Source organism: Angustibacter luteus (assembly GCF_039541115.1).
GTDB lineage: Bacteria > Actinomycetota > Actinomycetes > Actinomycetales > Angustibacteraceae > Angustibacter > Angustibacter luteus.
This window is the reverse complement of record NZ_BAABFP010000004.1, coordinates 476274-492025: the sequence shown is the minus strand read 5'-3', so window position 1 is coordinate 492025 and position 15752 is coordinate 476274. Positions and strand designations below refer to the sequence as shown.

The 15752-nt window shown below is 71.2% G+C and carries 14 protein-coding genes and 1 pseudogene; 12 read left to right on the top strand and 3 right to left on the bottom strand.

What is annotated here, in order from left to right; translation table 11 throughout:
• The first annotated feature begins 23 nt into the window (after positions 1-23).
• From ABEB17_RS08725 to ABEB17_RS08690, 8 genes and pseudogenes are all read left to right on the top strand, one after another.
• On the top strand, positions 24-605 hold the full coding sequence (locus tag ABEB17_RS08725; protein ID WP_345716290.1) for a YceI family protein: 582 nt from the start codon (positions 24-26) through the stop codon (positions 603-605).
• An 80-nt stretch (positions 606-685) separates the two neighbouring features.
• A complete protein-coding gene (locus ABEB17_RS08720; RefSeq protein WP_345716289.1) occupies positions 686-1621 on the top strand; it encodes a TIGR03619 family F420-dependent LLM class oxidoreductase in 936 nt (311 codons plus the stop codon).
• Complete coding sequence (locus ABEB17_RS08715) at positions 1618-2466, top strand: SDR family NAD(P)-dependent oxidoreductase (RefSeq protein WP_345716288.1); 849 nt, start codon at positions 1618-1620, stop codon at positions 2464-2466. The genes ABEB17_RS08720 and ABEB17_RS08715 overlap by 4 nt, the downstream gene beginning before the upstream one ends.
• Before the next feature lie 145 nt (positions 2467-2611).
• Positions 2612-4099, top strand: a complete 1488-nt coding sequence (locus tag ABEB17_RS08710; RefSeq protein ID WP_345716287.1) for an APC family permease — start codon at positions 2612-2614, stop codon at positions 4097-4099.
• Between the two features lie 50 nt (positions 4100-4149).
• Positions 4150-4713 (top strand): MarR family winged helix-turn-helix transcriptional regulator, encoded by a 564-nt coding sequence (locus ABEB17_RS08705; protein ID WP_345716286.1) that lies wholly within the window; start codon positions 4150-4152, stop codon positions 4711-4713.
• Positions 4714-4812: 99 nt separating this feature from the next.
• A pseudogene (locus ABEB17_RS08700) lies at positions 4813-5784 on the top strand (PDR/VanB family oxidoreductase); the annotation flags it as partial.
• 27 nt (positions 5785-5811) lie between these two features.
• Positions 5812-6825: an aromatic ring-hydroxylating dioxygenase subunit alpha gene (locus tag ABEB17_RS08695; protein WP_345716284.1), complete on the top strand. Its 1014-nt coding sequence runs from the start codon at positions 5812-5814 to the stop codon at positions 6823-6825.
• Between the two features lie 136 nt (positions 6826-6961).
• Positions 6962-7876, top strand: coding sequence for a hypothetical protein (locus ABEB17_RS08690; protein ID WP_345716283.1), 915 nt, complete (start codon positions 6962-6964; stop codon positions 7874-7876).
• Between the two features lie 116 nt (positions 7877-7992).
• Here ABEB17_RS08690 and ABEB17_RS08685 read toward each other — a convergent pair whose 3' ends face one another.
• On the bottom strand, positions 7993-9285 hold the full coding sequence (locus ABEB17_RS08685; protein ID WP_345716282.1) for a cytochrome P450: 1293 nt from the start codon (positions 9283-9285) through the stop codon (positions 7993-7995).
• A gap of 25 nt (positions 9286-9310) precedes the next feature.
• On the bottom strand, positions 9311-10663 hold the full coding sequence (locus ABEB17_RS08680) for a glutamine synthetase family protein (RefSeq protein ID WP_345716281.1): 1353 nt from the start codon (positions 10661-10663) through the stop codon (positions 9311-9313).
• Positions 10664-10809: 146 nt separating this feature from the next.
• Here ABEB17_RS08680 and ABEB17_RS08675 point away from each other — a divergent pair, with 146 nt between their 5' ends.
• The 4 genes from ABEB17_RS08675 to ABEB17_RS08660 are packed head-to-tail and all read left to right on the top strand — an operon-like array spanning position 10810 to position 14907.
• Positions 10810-11622, top strand: a complete 813-nt coding sequence (locus ABEB17_RS08675) for an acetoacetate decarboxylase family protein (protein WP_345716280.1) — start codon at positions 10810-10812, stop codon at positions 11620-11622.
• Entirely contained in the window at positions 11619-13112 is a 1494-nt protein-coding gene (locus ABEB17_RS08670; protein WP_345716279.1) for an aldehyde dehydrogenase, read from the top strand. Before ABEB17_RS08675 ends, ABEB17_RS08670 begins: the two co-directional genes overlap by 4 nt.
• Positions 13112-14068 (top strand): DODA-type extradiol aromatic ring-opening family dioxygenase, encoded by a 957-nt coding sequence (locus tag ABEB17_RS08665; protein WP_345716278.1) that lies wholly within the window; start codon positions 13112-13114, stop codon positions 14066-14068. Before ABEB17_RS08670 ends, ABEB17_RS08665 begins: the two co-directional genes overlap by 1 nt.
• Complete coding sequence (locus tag ABEB17_RS08660; protein ID WP_345716277.1) at positions 14065-14907, top strand: fumarylacetoacetate hydrolase family protein; 843 nt, start codon at positions 14065-14067, stop codon at positions 14905-14907. The genes ABEB17_RS08665 and ABEB17_RS08660 overlap by 4 nt, the downstream gene beginning before the upstream one ends.
• A 7-nt stretch (positions 14908-14914) precedes the next feature.
• Here ABEB17_RS08660 and ABEB17_RS08655 read toward each other — a convergent pair whose 3' ends face one another.
• Positions 14915-15694 (bottom strand): class I SAM-dependent methyltransferase, encoded by a 780-nt coding sequence (locus ABEB17_RS08655; RefSeq protein ID WP_345716276.1) that lies wholly within the window; start codon positions 15692-15694, stop codon positions 14915-14917.
• Positions 15695-15752: the final 58 nt, after the last annotated feature.

Below are 15752 nucleotides of genomic sequence, written 5' to 3'. Positions count from 1 at the left end.
CGACCTTGAGACGAGCTGCTGAGATGCCTTCCACCGACCACGTCACCACCGCGTCCGGACGCACGATCGACGGCCTCTTCCCCGGCGTGTGGACCGTCGACCCGGTGCACTCCGAGGTGGAGTTCGTCGCTCGCCACCTCATGGTGAGCAAGGTCCGCGGGCGGTTCTCGGACTTCACCGGCCAGATCACGATCGGCGCGACGCTGGCCGAGTGCTCGGTCGAGGCCAGCGTCCGGACGGCGAGCGTCGAGACCCGGGACCCGGCCCGCGACGAGCACCTGCGCTCGCCCGACTTCTTCGATGTCGAGCGGCACCCGGAGATGACCTTCCGGTCGACCGGCGTGCGCGAGGACGACGGCGACTTCCTGCTGGACGGCGAGCTGGCCCTGGTCGGCGTGACCCGCCCGGTGACGTTCGTGCTGGAGTTCAACGGTGCGGGGCCGGACCTGTGGGACGGCGTCCGCGCGGGCTTCAGCGCCAAGGCCCAGATCAGCCGCAAGCAGTGGGGTCTGACCTGGAACGAGGCGATCGAGACCGGTGGCGTGCTGGTCAGCGACAAGGTGACCATCGAGCTGGAGGTCCAGGCCGTGGCACCGACCGCCTAGCGACCTCGCGTCGCCCCCTCCCCCCGAGCCGGTCTTCGTGCCACACTATCGTTCGCTCCCGAACGAAGTGAGGTGCGCCGGTGCCGACCCCCAGGCTGTTGCTCGTCCTGTCCGAGAACTGGACGATGGTCGGCCCACGCGACCTGCGGCGACTCGTGCAGATGGCGGCTGACGCCGAGCAGGCCGGGATCGACGGCGTCATGCTCAGCGAGCACGTCGTGCTCGGCCGCTCGGCCGGCGAGAACGGCGTGATGGGCAACCCCCGCGAGTACGCCGCGCCCGGCAACCAGGACCCGGCGACCCCCTGGCCGAGCTCGCTGGTGCTGCTCGGCGCCATCGCCCAGGCGACGACCGCACTGCGGTTGGTCGCCGGTGCCGTCATCGCTCCGCTGCGCCACCCGCTGCTGCTGGCCAACGAGCTGGCGACGCTCGACGTGCTGTCCGAGGGTCGGCTCGTCGTCCTGCCGACCGTCAGCTGGCACCGGGACGAGTACGCCGCTCTCGGCGTCCCGTTCGACCAGCGGGGCCGGATCCTGGACGAGCAGCTCGCAGCCCTGCGGGCCGCGTGGTCGCCAGGGCCGGCCACCCACCACGGCGAGTACTTCGACTTCGACGACGTGTGGCTCGAGCCGCGGCCGTGGCGGCCACAGGGCCCGACGATGTGGTTCGGAGGCCAGGGCATGCACCCGGCGCTGCTGCGCCGGATCGTGCGGTACGGCCACGGGGTGAACCCGTTCGGTCCGCTGACGCAGGACGACCTCGAGAAGGTCGGGCTCGCCATGACGGCGGCCGGGCGTGACCCGGGCGAGCTGGAGCTCGTCGGCGGCATCCGTGGCCGGTTCGACTCCCCCGACGGCACGGCCGACCTCGACCAGGCGCTCGAGTCGCTGCCGGCCCAGCTGGCCCAGGGCTACACGACCATCTGCTTCAAGCCGTCGATGTTCATCGACGACCCTGACGAGCTGGGTCCGTTCTGCCGTGAGCTCGTCCGCAAGGTGGAGGTGATCTCGTCGTGAGCGCGCCCAGCGGGAACGGTGGCACGGCAGCTCCCGTGACGCTCGTCAGCGGTGCCGGGACGGGGATCGGCGCCGCCGTCGCCACCGCCGCCGCTGCGCTCGGGCACCGGGTGGTCGTCTGCGGACGTCGCGCCCAGCCGCTGGACGTCGTTGCGGCCCAGGCACGGACGGCGGGTCTGCCCGGCGAGGTGGTCCCCGTCGTGGCGGACGTGAGCGTTCCCGGGGACGTCGAGCGGCTGGTCGCGGACGTCGTCGTCCGGTACGGCCGGCTCGACCACGTGGTGCTGAACGCCGGCGTCATGCGGTCCGGCACGATCCTGGACACCGGGCCGGCCGAGTGGGACGAGGTGATCCGCGGCAACCTCACCTCGGCGTACCTGCTCGCACGGGCCGCCCTGCCGCACCTGCGGGACGTCGGCGGTTCACTGGTCGGCGTCTCGTCGATCGCGGCGCTACGGGCCTCCGCCGGCGCCGCGGCCTATGCCACCTCGAAGGCCGCCCTCACCATGCTGGTGCAGAGCATCGCCGTCGACTTCGGGCCGGTGGGCGTGCGGGCCAACGTGGTCTGCCCCGGCTGGGTGCGCACCGAGATGGCGGACGAGGAGATGCGGGAGTTCGGCGAGGGCGCCGGCCTGGATCGGGCGGCGGCGTACGAGCAGGTGACGACGCTCGTGCCGCAACGACGTCCGGCCCTCCCCGCGGAGGTGGCCGCGGCCGTGCTGTGGCTGCTGGGCCCGCAGGCGTCCTACGTGAACGGCGCGGTGCTCACCGTGGACGGCGGCACCACGCTGGTGGACGCCGGCACGGTGGCCTTCGACTTCCGGCTGTCCGCTCGCGACGGCTGAGAAATCCTCCGTCAACCCCGTGACGAACGGCCGCCCGGCCGCTAGCCTGCATGTCGTTCGGCCTCAAACGTTTAGACCCGAACGTGCGCGAACGCGACCGAACGGACAGCTCGGTCACGACCTCACGACCTGCGAGGAGCAGACGATGGCGCAAGAGGATCACGGCGACTACCAGCGGTTGGGGGGCAGCGGCCGCAAGCTGACCATCATCGACGCGGTCGCCCAGTCGATCGGGTTCATGGGACCGGTCTTCTCGATCGCGTTCCTGGTGCCCCTGTTGGTGGGCATCATCTCGGCGACCGGCAAGGGCGGCGGCAACGCCGCCCCGCTCTCCGTGCTGATCGCCGCCGTGGGCGTGCTCGCGCTCGGCTGGATCGTGGCGCAGTACACCCGCAAGATCCAGGCGGCCGGATCGCTCTACGACTACGTGACCGACGGTCTCGGGGGACGCCTCGGCGTCGCGTCCGGACTGCTCTACTACTGCGGCATCCTCGTGCTGAGCACCGGCCTCCTGGTGCTCATCGGCGGCACGATCCACGACACGCTGCTCGCCGAGTTCGGGCACTCCTACCTGCCGGAGACGGTCTGGGACCTGCTGCTGCTCGCCATCCTGGCCGGGGTGCTCTACCTCGGCGTGGCCCTGTCGACCCGCGCCCAGCTCACCCTGGCGCTGGTGTCGATCACCGTCGTCCTGATCTTCTTCATCTACGTGATCATCAAGGTCGGTAGCGACAACAGCGTGGCCACCGCCTTCAAGCCCAGCTCGTCCCCGCAGGGCTGGAACGGCATCCTGTTCGGCGTGCTCTACGGCGTGCTGCTGTTCACCGGGTTCGAGACGTCCGCGAACCTCGCCGAGGAGACCGAGCACCCGAAGCGCGACATCCCGCGGGCCGTGCTGTTCTCCGTGATGGCGGTCGCCGGGTTCTACGTGATCGGCTCGTACGCCACGGTGGCCGGCTACCACTTCGACCTCGAGGCACTGGGCAAGAACGCGGGCGCGCCGCTGTTCGGGCTCGCCGGCCCGGCCGCGGAGGGCGGCTACGGCTCGGTGGCCCTGCGCCGCCTGATGGAGCTCGTCGTCGTCCTCGACATGCTCGCCGTGCTCATCGGGACGGCCGTCGCCGCCTCGCGCGGCTTCTTCGCCATGGGTCGCGACCGCCGGCTGCCGAGCGTGCTGGGCAAGGTGTCTGGCCGCGGCACGCCGTTGGTGGCCAGCACCTTCGTCCTGGCCTTCGGCCTGCTGGTCATCCTGGTGACGAAGTTCTGGACCGCCCTGTTCGCCCTCCCCGAGACCCCGCACTACGCGTCGATCTTCTACTGGGCCTCCACCTTCGGTGGGTTCGCGCTGGCCACGATCTACTTCCTGATGTCGATCGGCGCCCTGCGCGGCCTGTCCGACACGCCCAAGCGGGCGCTGCTGTACCTCGCGGCGGTCGTGGGCATCGTGATCACCCTGGCCGCGATGTTCGGCTCGGTCTACAAGGTCACGGCACCGACGATCTACGCGCCCTATGCCGCACTCGGCGTGTTCGTCGTCGGCCTCGCGCTGACGTGGGTGATGCCCGGACGAGCCCCGGCCAGCACCCAGTTCGGGGAGCTGACCGAGTCCGAGCAGGGCCCGGTCCGGCTGTAGCGGGGATGCCCGCCCCAGCGCCGGACCCGCGGTTCGGGGAGGATGTGGCCATGGCCGGACAGCACACCCTCCATGAGACCGAGCGCGCGATCGAGGAGCAGCTGGGAAGTCTGCCGATCGACATGGCCGCGATGGCCGGGGTCGGGAACATCTACCGAGCGGCCGGGGCCGTGCGCAACCACCTGGAGCGCACGGTCCTGGCCCCGCACGACCTGACCTGGACGGGCTGGGTCGTGCTGTGGGTCGTGTGGGTCTGGAAGGACGTCGAGACCCGGCACGTGGCCGCCGAGGCCGGCATCTCCAAGGGCACCCTGACCGGCGTCTCGACCACGCTCGAGAAGCGCGGGCTGCTCAAGCGCCGGGTGCACCCGGACGACGCCCGGCGGGTCCTGCTCTCGCTGACCCCGCGGGGGCGGCGGCTGATGGAGGAGCTGTTCCCCGCCTTCAACGAGCAGGAGGCGTTCGTGACGTCGGGCCTGTCCGCCAACGAGCTCAAGGTCATGGCCCGCGCGTTGCGCAAGGTCGTGCTGCGGCTGGAGGAGATCGACCCGGCCGGTGCTCCGCCCGTGCCGGTCGCCGCGACCTCCGTCGGCGGCAGCGCCGACGCCGGCTGACCCCGCCGGAACCGCCTGCCGGGCCTTGCGTGCAGGCCGTCTGCTCGATATCGTTCGGATCCGAACGAGAATTGGCTGGCCGGACGGAGTGCCTCGATGACCGAGACCAGGACGACCCTCAAGGAGTTCGAGGCCGACCTGATCGTGCGCGATGCCGAGGTGGTGGCCGCCGACGTGGTGTCGCTGACGCTGACGGCGACGCGTGGCGAGGCGCTGCCAGCCTGGACGCCGGGGGCGCACATCGACCTGCTGCTCGACGACGACCTCACCCGGCAGTACTCCTTGTGCGGCAACCCGATCGACGCAGCGAGCTGGCGGGTCGGCGTCCTGCGGGCACCGGCCAGCCGCGGCGGGTCGACGTACGTGCACGAGCAGCTGGCGCCCGGACGGACGGTCCGGGTGCGCGGGCCGCGCAACCACTTCCCGCTGGTGGCCTCCCCGGCGTACCTGTTCGTGGCCGGCGGGATCGGCATCACGCCGCTGTTGCCGATGATCGCCGAGGTGCACGCCGCCGGTGCCCAGTGGTCCCTGCTGTACGGCGGTCGCGAGCGCGCGTCGATGGCGTTCCTGAGCGAGCTGGAGGCGTACGGCGACCACGTCACCCTGGCCCCGCAGGACGAGACCGGCTTCCTCGACCTGGACGAGTGGCTGGGTACGCCGCGCCCGGACACCGTCGTCTACTGCTGCGGGCCGGAGGGACTGCTGGCCGCCGTCGAGGAGCGGTGCACGGTGTGGCCGCCGGGCTCCCTGCACCTGGAACGCTTCTCGCCCAAGGCATCCGACCCAGGCGCGACCGGTGAGGACTCCTCGTTCGAGCTGGTTCTCCAGCGGTCCGGGCTGACCCTGCAGGTGCCGCCGGACAAGTCGGTCTTCCAGGTCGCCAAGGAGGCCGGCGCCAACGTGCTCGGGTCGTGCCTGGAGGGCGTCTGCGGCACCTGCGAGACCGAGGTCGTGGACGGCGACGTCGACCACCGCGACTCGGTGCTCAACGACGACGAGAAGGCCTCGAACGAGTTCATGATGATCTGTGTCTCGCGGTGCCATTCCGCCCGACTGACCCTCGACCTCTGATCTGCCGTCCGCTGACCCAGGAGCGCCATGTCCCGCAGCTACCCCCGCAACTGCTGGTACGTCGCGGCGACGTCCGACGAGGTCACCGGCACTCCGCTCGGTCGGCGCGCGGTCGACCAGGCCGTCGTCCTCTTCCGGGTCTCCGACGGGCGCGCCGTCGCCCTGGAGGACCGCTGCGCGCACCGGCCCTACCCGCTGAGCCTGGGCCGGGTCGACGGCGACACCATCGTGTCCGGCTACACGGGCTTCGCGTACGACGCGTCCGGGGCGTGCGTGCGAGTGCCCACCCAGGACCGCATCCCGGTCGGCGCGCGGGTACGGGCGTTCCCGGTGCACGACGACGGCACCTTCGTCTGGGCGTGGCTCGGCGACCCGGCGCGAGCCTCACTGCGCACCGCGCCGTCCGTGCCGTGGCTTGCCGACCCGGCCTGGGCGAGCTTCGGCTCGCAGTGGGAGACCCACGCGGCCATCGACCTGCTGCAGGAGAACTTCGCCGACATCAGCCACATCACGGTGGTCGACCCCGACTTCGCCCCGCCGGTCCTGCGTTCAGCGCCGCCCCGGCTCGACGTCGAGGTCAGCGAGACGAGTGTGTCGTTCTCCCGCGACTACCCGCCGGCCGAGCTCACCGCCTGGCACAGCGAGCTGGTGGGACGTCCGGCGGGCACGCTGTTCCGGCAGCGGGAGCTCGGGCAGTTCGTCACTCCGGGTCTCTGGGTGGACGGGTGGGAGGCCGGCGAGGACGGCGGTGGTCCCGCCTGCACCTTCCGGTTCACCCACGCCCTCACGCCGATCGACGCCACCCACACGCGCCACCTGTGGCGGGTCAGCCGGGACTTCGCGCTCCAACCGGACGCGGAGCAGACCCTGCGGCCGATGTTCGAGCAGTACTACCGGCGCGTGCAGGCGATCCTGGAGACCATGCAGGCCGTGCTCGACAGGGACGGACCGCGACCCACGGTGAGCGTCAGCGCCGACGCTGCCGCGCTGCAGGTGCGCAAGATCGTGCGCCAGATGGTCGCCGACGAAACCCCCCGGTGATCATGCACGTTCGCCCCACCCCCCCCCCGCCGTGATCATGCACGTTCGCCCCGCCCCCCCCGCCGTGATCATGCACGTTCGCCCCGCCTGTGGATGACCACAGCGCCTGGACGCTCCGACGTCCCATCCTGTCCGGATGCTCAATGACGGCCGACCCTTCACCGCACGCGCTGCCCGGGACCTCACCGGACGGCGGGCGTACCGACTGGTCGCGGCCGGTCGCGCCCGCGAGATGCTTCGGGGGGTCTACGTCGACGTCGCTGCCGCCGACACCCTGGCGCTGCGAGCCCAGGCGGCCGCGCTCCTCCTGCCCGCCGACGCTGTGCTCTGCCGCGGCACCGTCGCCTGGCTCGGCGGCATCGGCGACCTGCGCCTTCCCGGCTCAGAACGCAGCCTGCCGACCATCGAGTGCGTCCTGCCGGCCGGGCGCACGCCGGTCCGGCGGCCGGGCATCCGGTGCTACACCGCTCCGATGGGTTCTGGCGACGTCGTCGAGTCGCACGGACTACTTCGGACGTCGACCTTGCGAACCACCCTGGACCTGGCCCGGCTGCTCCCGCGGCCCATGGCGCTGGCGGCTCTCGACGGACTGGCGAGCCGCGGGCTCGTCGACGCGCCACGAGCGCTGAGCGAGATCGAACGGTTCGCCGGCCACCGCGGCGTCGCCCAGGGTCGTGAGCTGCTCGGCCTGGTCGAACCGCTCACGGAGTCCTTCGGGGAGTCGTGGCTGCGACTGCGACTGCACGACGCCGGCTTCCCGCGACCGACGGCGCAGATCCCCATCCGGAACGCCCGGAACCACGTGCTCTATCGCTTGGACCTCGGCTTCGAGGACGCCAGGCGGGGCGTCGAGTACGACGGGGACGAGCACCACGGGTCACCGGCAGAGCAGCTGGCCGACGCTCGCCGCCGCGACCACCTGCGGGCCGGGTTCGGCTGGGAGGTCGTCGGCTTCCACCGGGGCCACGTGTGGGGTCCGTCGCTCGCGCTGGAGCACGCCGTGGGCCAGTTGCTGGGCCTCGAGCCGCAGATCGGACGTCGGCGCTGGTGAGCGCGGGCGAACGTGCATGATCACGGCGGGGTGGTGGGGCGAACGTGCATGATCACCGCCAGGGTGGCGGGGCGAACGTGCATGATCACCGCGGGGGGTGGGGCGAACGTGCATGATCACGGGGGAGGTTGGCGGGTGGTGACGCGGACCGGAAGGGTCTTGATCCCGTTGACGAAGTTGCTGCGCACCCGGCGGACGTCGCCGGTGAGCTCGATGCTCGCGAGCCGCGGGATCAGCTCGGTGAACATGAGCCGGATCTCCATGCGCGCCAGGCTGTTCCCGAGGCAGACGTGCGGGCTGCCCTTGCCGAACGTGACGTGGTCGATGTCCTGACGGGTCACGTCGAACCGGTACGGCTCGTCGAAGACGCTCTCGTCGCGGTTGCCGGAGGCGAACCACATGACGACCTTGTCGCCCTCCTTGATCTGCGCGCCACCGAGCTCCACGTCGCGGGTCGCCGTACGCCGGAAGTGGTAGACCGGCGAGGCCCAGCGCAGGAACTCCTCGACCGCGCCGGGGATCAGCTCGGGTCGCTCCTGGAGCAGGGCGAGCTGGTCCGGGTGCTCGATGAGCGCCAGCATGGCCTGGCTGATCGTGTGCCGGGTCGTCTCGTTGCCGGCCACGACCAGGAGCAGGAAGTAGTTGTCGAAGTCGGTGGCGGACAACGGCTCGCCGTCCTCCGGCACCCGGTTCACGAGCATGCTGATCAGGTCGGTGCCGTCACCGCCCTTGCGCTCGCGGGCCAGTGCGCGCCCGTACTCGAACACCTCGAGCGCCGCCGGCGACCGGAACGGCAGGTGCTTGTACTGCTCGCTCTCCGGGTCGGCGAGCAGGTGCTCGGCGTAGTCCGGGTCGGTGTTGCCGATCATCTGGTTGCCCCAGTCGATCAGCTTGCCGGTGTCCGCCACCGGGACGTCGAGCAACCGCACCAGGACCTGGATCGGGAAGTCGGCGCTGATCTCCTTGACGAAGTCGAACTCCCCCTTGGGCAGCGCCGCGTCGACGGTGGCCTTGGTGAGCCCGCGCAGGAACTCCTCGTAGTTGCGCAGCAGGTTGCCCTGGCTGAACTCGCGCTGGATCAGCTTCCGCAACGCTCGGTGCCGCAGGCCGTCGGTCTCCAGGATCGAGCGCCGCAGGTCCTGCAGGTCGTCGTCCACCTCTTCGAGGTTCGTGAACTTCGTCGACGTGAAGGTCTCCGGGTCGCGGTCGACGGCGCAGATGTCCTCGTGCCGCGTCACCGCCCAGAACCCGGAGCTCGGGGCCGCCTCGGCGTTCCAGAACACCGGGGCCTCGCGCCGCAGGGTGTCGAACTGTCCCCAGCCCTCGTTGCGGGCGAACCGGTCCAGGTCCGCCAGGTCGACGTCCTCGAGCGGGACGGGCGTTGGCTCGGTCACGGTCGTGCTCCTCATCTCGAGAGGTGGTGCGGTCAACGGTTCACAGGTGGTAGGCGTACTCGCGGAACTCCCAGTCGGTGACCCAGCGGGAGAAGCGCTCCAGCTCGTTGCGCTTGTACGCCGCGAAGGTGCGCACGAACTGGCCACCGAGCGCCTCGACGAGCTCGGTGTCCGCCTCCAGCGCGTCGAGCGCGGTGCCGAGGTCGCCGGGCAGCAGGTCCGCCTTCGCCGGGTCGTAGCCGTAGCCCTCCAGGGCGGCCGGCGGCTCCAGGCCCTCCTTGATCCCGAGGTAGGCGGCCGCGAGCAGTCCCGCGACGGCCAGGTAGGGGTTGGCGCTGGCGTCGCCCAGGCGCAGCTCGAGCCGGGTCGCACCACCGCGCTCGGGTGGGATCCGCACCATCGCGCTGCGGTTGTCCAGGCCCCAGTCGATCAACCACGGGGCGAGGGTGTCCGGCCCGAACCGCTTGTAGGAGTTGATGGTCGGGTTGGCCAGCGCGGCAAGTGCCGGGGCGTGCTTGATCACGCCGGCGATGGCGCCGCGGGCCACCTGGGACAGCCCGTCCGGCGCGTCGGGGTCGTGGAACAGCGGCTGGCCGTCGTCGGACCAGGTGGAGAAGTGCAGGTGGAAGCCGGAACCACCCTCGTCGTTGAACGGCTTGGCCATGAAGGTCGCGAGCTTGTCCTCGCGGCGGGCGAGCTCCTTGACCGCGGCCTTGAACCGGAAGGCGCGGTCGGCGGCGTCCAGCGCCTCGGAGTGCCAGAGGTTGATCTCGAACTGGCCGCTGGAGAACTCGTGGTTCGCCGCCACCACCTCGAGCCCGTACGCCGACAGGTGGCGCAGGCTGCGCAGCAACGTGTTCTCGGGATCCCCCCGCAGGCCGGCGACGTACACGTTGCCGGTCGCCTCGCCGTAGCGACGCCAGCCACTGGGCACGGTGTCGTCCTTCTCCAGCAGGTAGAACTCGAGCTCCGGCCCGACCGTGGGAACCATGCCGAGCTCGGCGAACTGGCGGATGACCCGCTTCAGCACGGTCCGCGGGTCCTCCTCCGCGGGCGTCCCGTCGGGATTGAACACGTCGGCGATGCAGTGCGCGACACCGGGTTCCCAGGGCACCTTCTGCAGGGTCGACACGTCCGGGAAGGCCACCACGTCCGGCAGCCCAGCGGCCAGGCCGCCCTCGATGTCGATCACGTCGCCCATCGGGGACGTGCCGTAGATCGACCGGCAGAAGGCGACCCCGTCGTGCGTCGTGCGGGCGAACCGGTTGGTCAGGATGTCCCGGCCGCGGTCGGTGCCCATCAGGTCCGAGTAGGCCACCCGGACGACGTCGATGCCGTCCTGGACCAGCCCCGCAGCGGCCTCTTCCAGACCGGACGTGTCGAAGTGCCCCACCAGGTACCTCCCAGATCATTTGGGTCCGAACGGTAGTCGAGGAGTCGGCGGTTGGCAAGGCTCCGACGGCCACGTCCGAGCGCGTTGTCAGGCCGACCCATCCGCTGTATCGTACGGATCCAAACGAACGACGGGAGCGAGCACCGATGAACGACGTCCAGGGGTTCTTCTACCCCCGCAGCGCGACCGGGAGGTCGTCGCTCATCCCGGCCCCGCCGTGGTCCTACTCCGGCGACCTGCTGACCGTCGAGTACCGGACCGACCCGGCCCGGGTCGCCGAGCTGCTGCCCGCGCCGCTCACCCTCGCCGAGGACGATCCGGGTGCGGTCGCCATCATCTGGGCGGACTGGCAGTCCTGCTCCAGCTCGCGCGAGGAGCTGCTCGACCCGGTGCGCTCGCAGTACAAGGAAGCCTTCGTCGTCGTGCGCTGCACGTTCCGCGGGCAGACCTACTCCCGCTGCGTCTACATCTGGGTGGACAAGGACTTCGCGATCGGTCGAGGCTTGCACCAGGGCTACCCGAAGAAGCTCGGCTCGATCTGGCAGACCCGGCCCCACGTGTTCGGGCACGCCGCCCCGCAGATCGCGCCCGGCGGGGTCTTCGGCGCCACGCTGGCGGCCGGCGACCGGCGCCTGGCCGAGGCCGTGCTCACCCTGCGCGAGGAGAGCCCGACCGCGGGCTTCGTCAACGGCCACCCCATGGCGCATCACCGGGTGTACCCGGGCATCGCCGCCGGCGCCCCGGACGCGTTCGCCGAGCTCATCGAGTCGGGCGCCAGCGACTTCGAGGGCGGTCAGGCCTGGAGCGGTGACGCCGAGCTGCGACTGTTCGACTCACCGACCGAGGAACTCGACCGGCTGCCGGTGGAGGAGATCATCGGCGGCTACTACCGCCAGGTCGGCGTCGTCTGGAACGGCGGCCGCAGCCTCGCCACGTTGACCGACGGGGTCGACCGGTGAGCGCCTCGACGACCCCGTCGCTCGCGACGGTCGAGGGAGTCGACGTCGACACCCGGCACTGGATCAACGGCGAGCGGGTCGCCTCCGCGACGACCTTCACGGACGTCTCGCCGATCGACGAGCAGCCGATCGCCGAGATCTCGGCCGGCGGGGCCGCGGAGGTGGACGCCGCTGTTGCTGCCGCCCGGGCGGCCTTCCCCAGCTGGGCCGCGCTGCCGGCGGCCGAGCGCGCCACGATCCTGCGCCGGGTCGCCGACGGGATCGACGCCCGGGCCGAGGAGCTCGCCCGGGTCGAGACCCGCGACAACGGTTCGCTGTTGCGCTCGCACCGCCGGGGCGTCATGCCCCGGGTCGGGATGAACTTCCGGTTCTTCGCCGACTGGGTGGAGAACCTGGACCACCCGGACGGCGAGATCCGCGGGCACCGCGAGCGGGTCAGCTACGACCCGGCCGGAGTCGCCGCGATCATCACACCGTGGAACGCCCCGCTGATGCTGGCCACGTGGCGCATCGGGCCGGCCCTGGCCGCCGGCAACACGGTCGTCGCCAAGCCGCCGGAGTGGGCCCCGCTCACCGCGTCCCTGCTCGCGGACATCACCGCGGAGGCCGGCCTGCCGGCGGGGGTGTTCAACGTCGTCCAGGGCACGGGTGCCGAGGCCGGCGCTCCGCTGACCGCCCACCCAGGCATCAACCGGCTCTCGTTCACCGGGTCCGTACCGACCGCCGGGACGATCGCGACCGCCGCGGCGCCGAACATCGTGCCGCTGTCGTTCGAGCTGGGCGGGAAGTCGCCGCTGGTGGTGTTCGCGGACAGCGACTTCGACCTGGCAGTGAGCCTGGCCGTCGAGCAGTTCGACAACTCCGGGCAGGTCTGCCTCGGCGCGTTCCGGATCCTGGTCGAGGACTCGATCCGGGACACCTTCCTCGACGCCGTGGTCGAGCGGGCCCGAGCCATCGTGCAGGGCGACCCACGTCACGAGGACACCGACATGTCCTGCCTGATCAGCCGGGCGCACCTGGAGCGGGTGGACGGATTCGTCCAGCGCGCCAAGGGCGCCGGCGCCAAGGCCGTGCTCGGTGGCGGGCCCAACGACGACCTCGGGCACCTGTACTACCGCCCGACGATCCTGGTCGATGCCGAGCCCGGCAGCGAGATCCTCACGGAGGAGGTCTTCGGGCCGGTGCTGACCGTCCAGTCCTTCACCACGGAGGACCAGGCCGTCGAGATGGCCAACTCGACGCGCTTCGGCCTGGCCGCGACCCTCGTGACGGGTGACCCCGAGCGGGCCGAGCGGGTGAGCAGCAGGCTCAACGCCGGCACGGTCTGGGTGAACTGCTTCTTCGTCCGGGACCTCGGCGCACCCTTCGGCGGGAACGGGAAGTCAGGGATCGGCCGAGAGGGCGGCACCTGGTCGTTCGACTTCTACACGGACGTGAAGAACACGGTCTTCGCGCCGCACGGCTGGAACGCAGGGAAGGGAGCTCGCTGATGGGCGAGGTAGTGGGGGCCGGACTGATCGCGCACGTCCCGACGATCGTGCTGCCCGAGGAGGTACGGCGAGAGCTGAACCACGGGCAGGACAGCACCTTGGTGTCCGGCCTGCACCAGCTGCGCCGCGAGGTCTTCGACACCCTCGACTACGACACCGTCGTCGTCCTGGACTCGCACTGGGCCACGACGGTGGAGTTCGTGGTCACGGCGCAGTCCCGGCGGCACGGGCTGTTCACCTCGGAGGAGCTGCCGCGCGGGATGTCCCAGCGACCCTACGACTTCCAGGGCGACCCCGAGCTCGCGCACCTGATCGCCAGCAAGGCGGACCGGCACGGCACCTGGATCACGGCCATCGAGGACGACCACCTGCCGATCTTCTACGCCACCACGAACGTCTGGGAGTTCCTGGGCGACGGGCTGCCGGACAAGAAGTGGATCTCCATCGGCGTCTGCCAGACGGCCGAGGGCGAGGACAACCTGCGCCTCGGGCGGGCGCTCGGCGACGCGATCGCCGAGAGCGACCGCAAGGTGCTGCTGATCGCCTCCGGCGCGTTGAGCCACACGTTCTGGCCGCTGCGCCAGCTGCGTCAGCACGAGGCCGCAGGGATCGAGCACATCTTCACCCCGGAGGCGGCGGCCGCGGACGCCGAGCGGATCGACTGGTTCAAGAACGGCGACCACGCGAGGGTGCTGGAGACGATGGCCCAGTTCTACCGGTTCCGGCCGGAGGCCCGGTTCGGGCACTACCTCATGATGATCGGCGCGCTCGGGGAGGGAGACTGCACCGCGACCGGGCGCCAGTACGGCGAGTACGAGAACTCAGTCGGAACCGGTCAGGCGCACCTGTGGTTCGACCGGCCGGCCGATGGCTTCCCGCGGCCGCGACGCACGCACCTCGAGCCGCTGACCGCCGAGCAACCCTCGATGCACGACGCGGGGGTGGCCGGCTCATGACCGAGTACCGCAGGATCCTGCTGGACGGCGCGGTCGTGGACGTCGTCCGTGACGGTGAGTTGCTCGTCGCCGGCGACGGCCGGACCGTCGACGTGGAGACGGCCGTGCACCTGCCACCCGTCGTGCCCTCCAAGATCATTGCCGTGCACCTGAACTACACCAGCCGGGTGGAGGAGTTCGGCACCGCCCTGCCGGCCAGTCCGACCTTCTTCCAGAAGCCGACGTCGGCCCTGAACGCCCACCGAGGGGCGGTGGTGCGACCCGAGCGCTGCAACTGGCTCAATTACGAGGGGGAGATCGCCATCGTCATCGGCCGGACGTGCCGGAACATCAGCCCCGACGCGGCCGGTGACTACATCGCCGGCTACACCATCGCGAACGACTACGGGCTGCACGACTTCCGGGACACCGACGCCGGCTCGATGCTCCGGGTCAAGGGCTCGGACACGTTGTGCCCGTTGGGTCCTGGGCTGGTCGACGACTGGGACTTCCGGGGCAAGACCATCCGGCTGACCGTCAACGGTGAGGTGAAGCAGCAGGCGTCCACGGACGAGATGGAGTGGGACATGCACTACCTCGTCGCCGACATCGCCCGCACCATCACCCTGAACCCCGGTGACGTGCTCCTGTCCGGGACGCCCGCGAACTCGCGCACGGTCTACCCCGGTGATGTGGTCGAGGTCGAGGTGGAGGGGCTCGGCAAGCTCACGAACCACATCGTCTCGGGTCCGGTACCCATCCGGGACGACGTCGGTGCGCAACCCACGGAGTCCGAGGAGGTGCTGTCGACGGCCCAGGGTGGCGACTGGCCGCTCCGCGGCGTCCGCAAGCCGCGCTGAGCGCCGCTCAGCCGCGTCGGGCTGCCGTCGCCACCACGTAGCGCCCAGTGATGCGGAAGGCCGCCGGGTCCTCGTTGAGCTCGTCGAACGCTCGGGTGAGGTCGCGCCGAGCCTGCTCCCACAGGCCCGCCCGCTCCAGCAGCTCGCGCGACTCGACCCACATCGGGTGGTCGACGAGCTCGTGGTCGGCGAACGCGGCCGGCGACGCCGCCGTGAAGGCGAGCGTGTGCTCAGTGGTCGTGACCGCGAACCCGTACGGCGACAACAGCTCGGTCAGCGCGTGCTCGTCGTGCCAGGCGAAGAGCGGACCGGCGGGGGCTGGGCCGCCGGCGCGATCGAGGAGCCCGAGGCGGAGGTCGGCCTGAGCGGCGAGCGCCCCCTCGCGTCGCCAGGCGGACAGCACGAGCGTGCCGCCGGGCCGCAGCACGCGCGCCATCTCGGCGGCGGCCGCGGCGGCGTCCGGCGCGAAGATCACTGCGAACACGGAGATGACGGCGTCGACCGAGTCGTCCGGCAGCGGGATCGTGGCGGCGTCGCCAGCAGCGAAGGTGATGTCGAGTCCGGCGGCTGCGGCGTCCGCCCGGGCGATGTCCAGCAGGCGTTCGGCCGGGTCGACCCCGGTCACCACCGCGCCCCGCGCCGCCGCGATCAGCGCCGCGTTGCCGGTGCCGCAGCCCAGGTCGAGGACGACGTCCCCCCGCGCGGGCGCGAGCGCGTCGACGACCTGCTCGGACGCCGGCCTGATCTCACCCGCCGACTTCTCGAAGTTCCCCAAGGCCCAGTCCACCTCGTCAGTCTAGGTCGGGGCAGCGTCGCCCCAGCCGCTCTGGACCGCTGACGCCGAC

Coding starts and splice junctions, on each gene's coding strand:
- ABEB17_RS08725 (WP_345716290.1), top strand. CDS start 24: ATGCCTTCCACCGACCACGTCACCACCGCGTCCGGACGCACGATCGAC.
- ABEB17_RS08710 (WP_345716287.1), top strand. CDS start 2,612: ATGGCGCAAGAGGATCACGGCGACTACCAGCGGTTGGGGGGCAGCGGC.
- ABEB17_RS08705 (WP_345716286.1), top strand. CDS start 4,150: ATGGCCGGACAGCACACCCTCCATGAGACCGAGCGCGCGATCGAGGAG.
- ABEB17_RS08695 (WP_345716284.1), top strand. CDS start 5,812: ATGTCCCGCAGCTACCCCCGCAACTGCTGGTACGTCGCGGCGACGTCC.
- ABEB17_RS08690 (WP_345716283.1), top strand. CDS start 6,962: ATGCTCAATGACGGCCGACCCTTCACCGCACGCGCTGCCCGGGACCTC.
- ABEB17_RS08685 (WP_345716282.1), bottom strand. CDS start 9,285: ATGAGGAGCACGACCGTGACCGAGCCAACGCCCGTCCCGCTCGAGGAC.
- ABEB17_RS08675 (WP_345716280.1), top strand. CDS start 10,810: ATGAACGACGTCCAGGGGTTCTTCTACCCCCGCAGCGCGACCGGGAGG.
- ABEB17_RS08665 (WP_345716278.1), top strand. CDS start 13,112: ATGGGCGAGGTAGTGGGGGCCGGACTGATCGCGCACGTCCCGACGATC.
- ABEB17_RS08660 (WP_345716277.1), top strand. CDS start 14,065: ATGACCGAGTACCGCAGGATCCTGCTGGACGGCGCGGTCGTGGACGTC.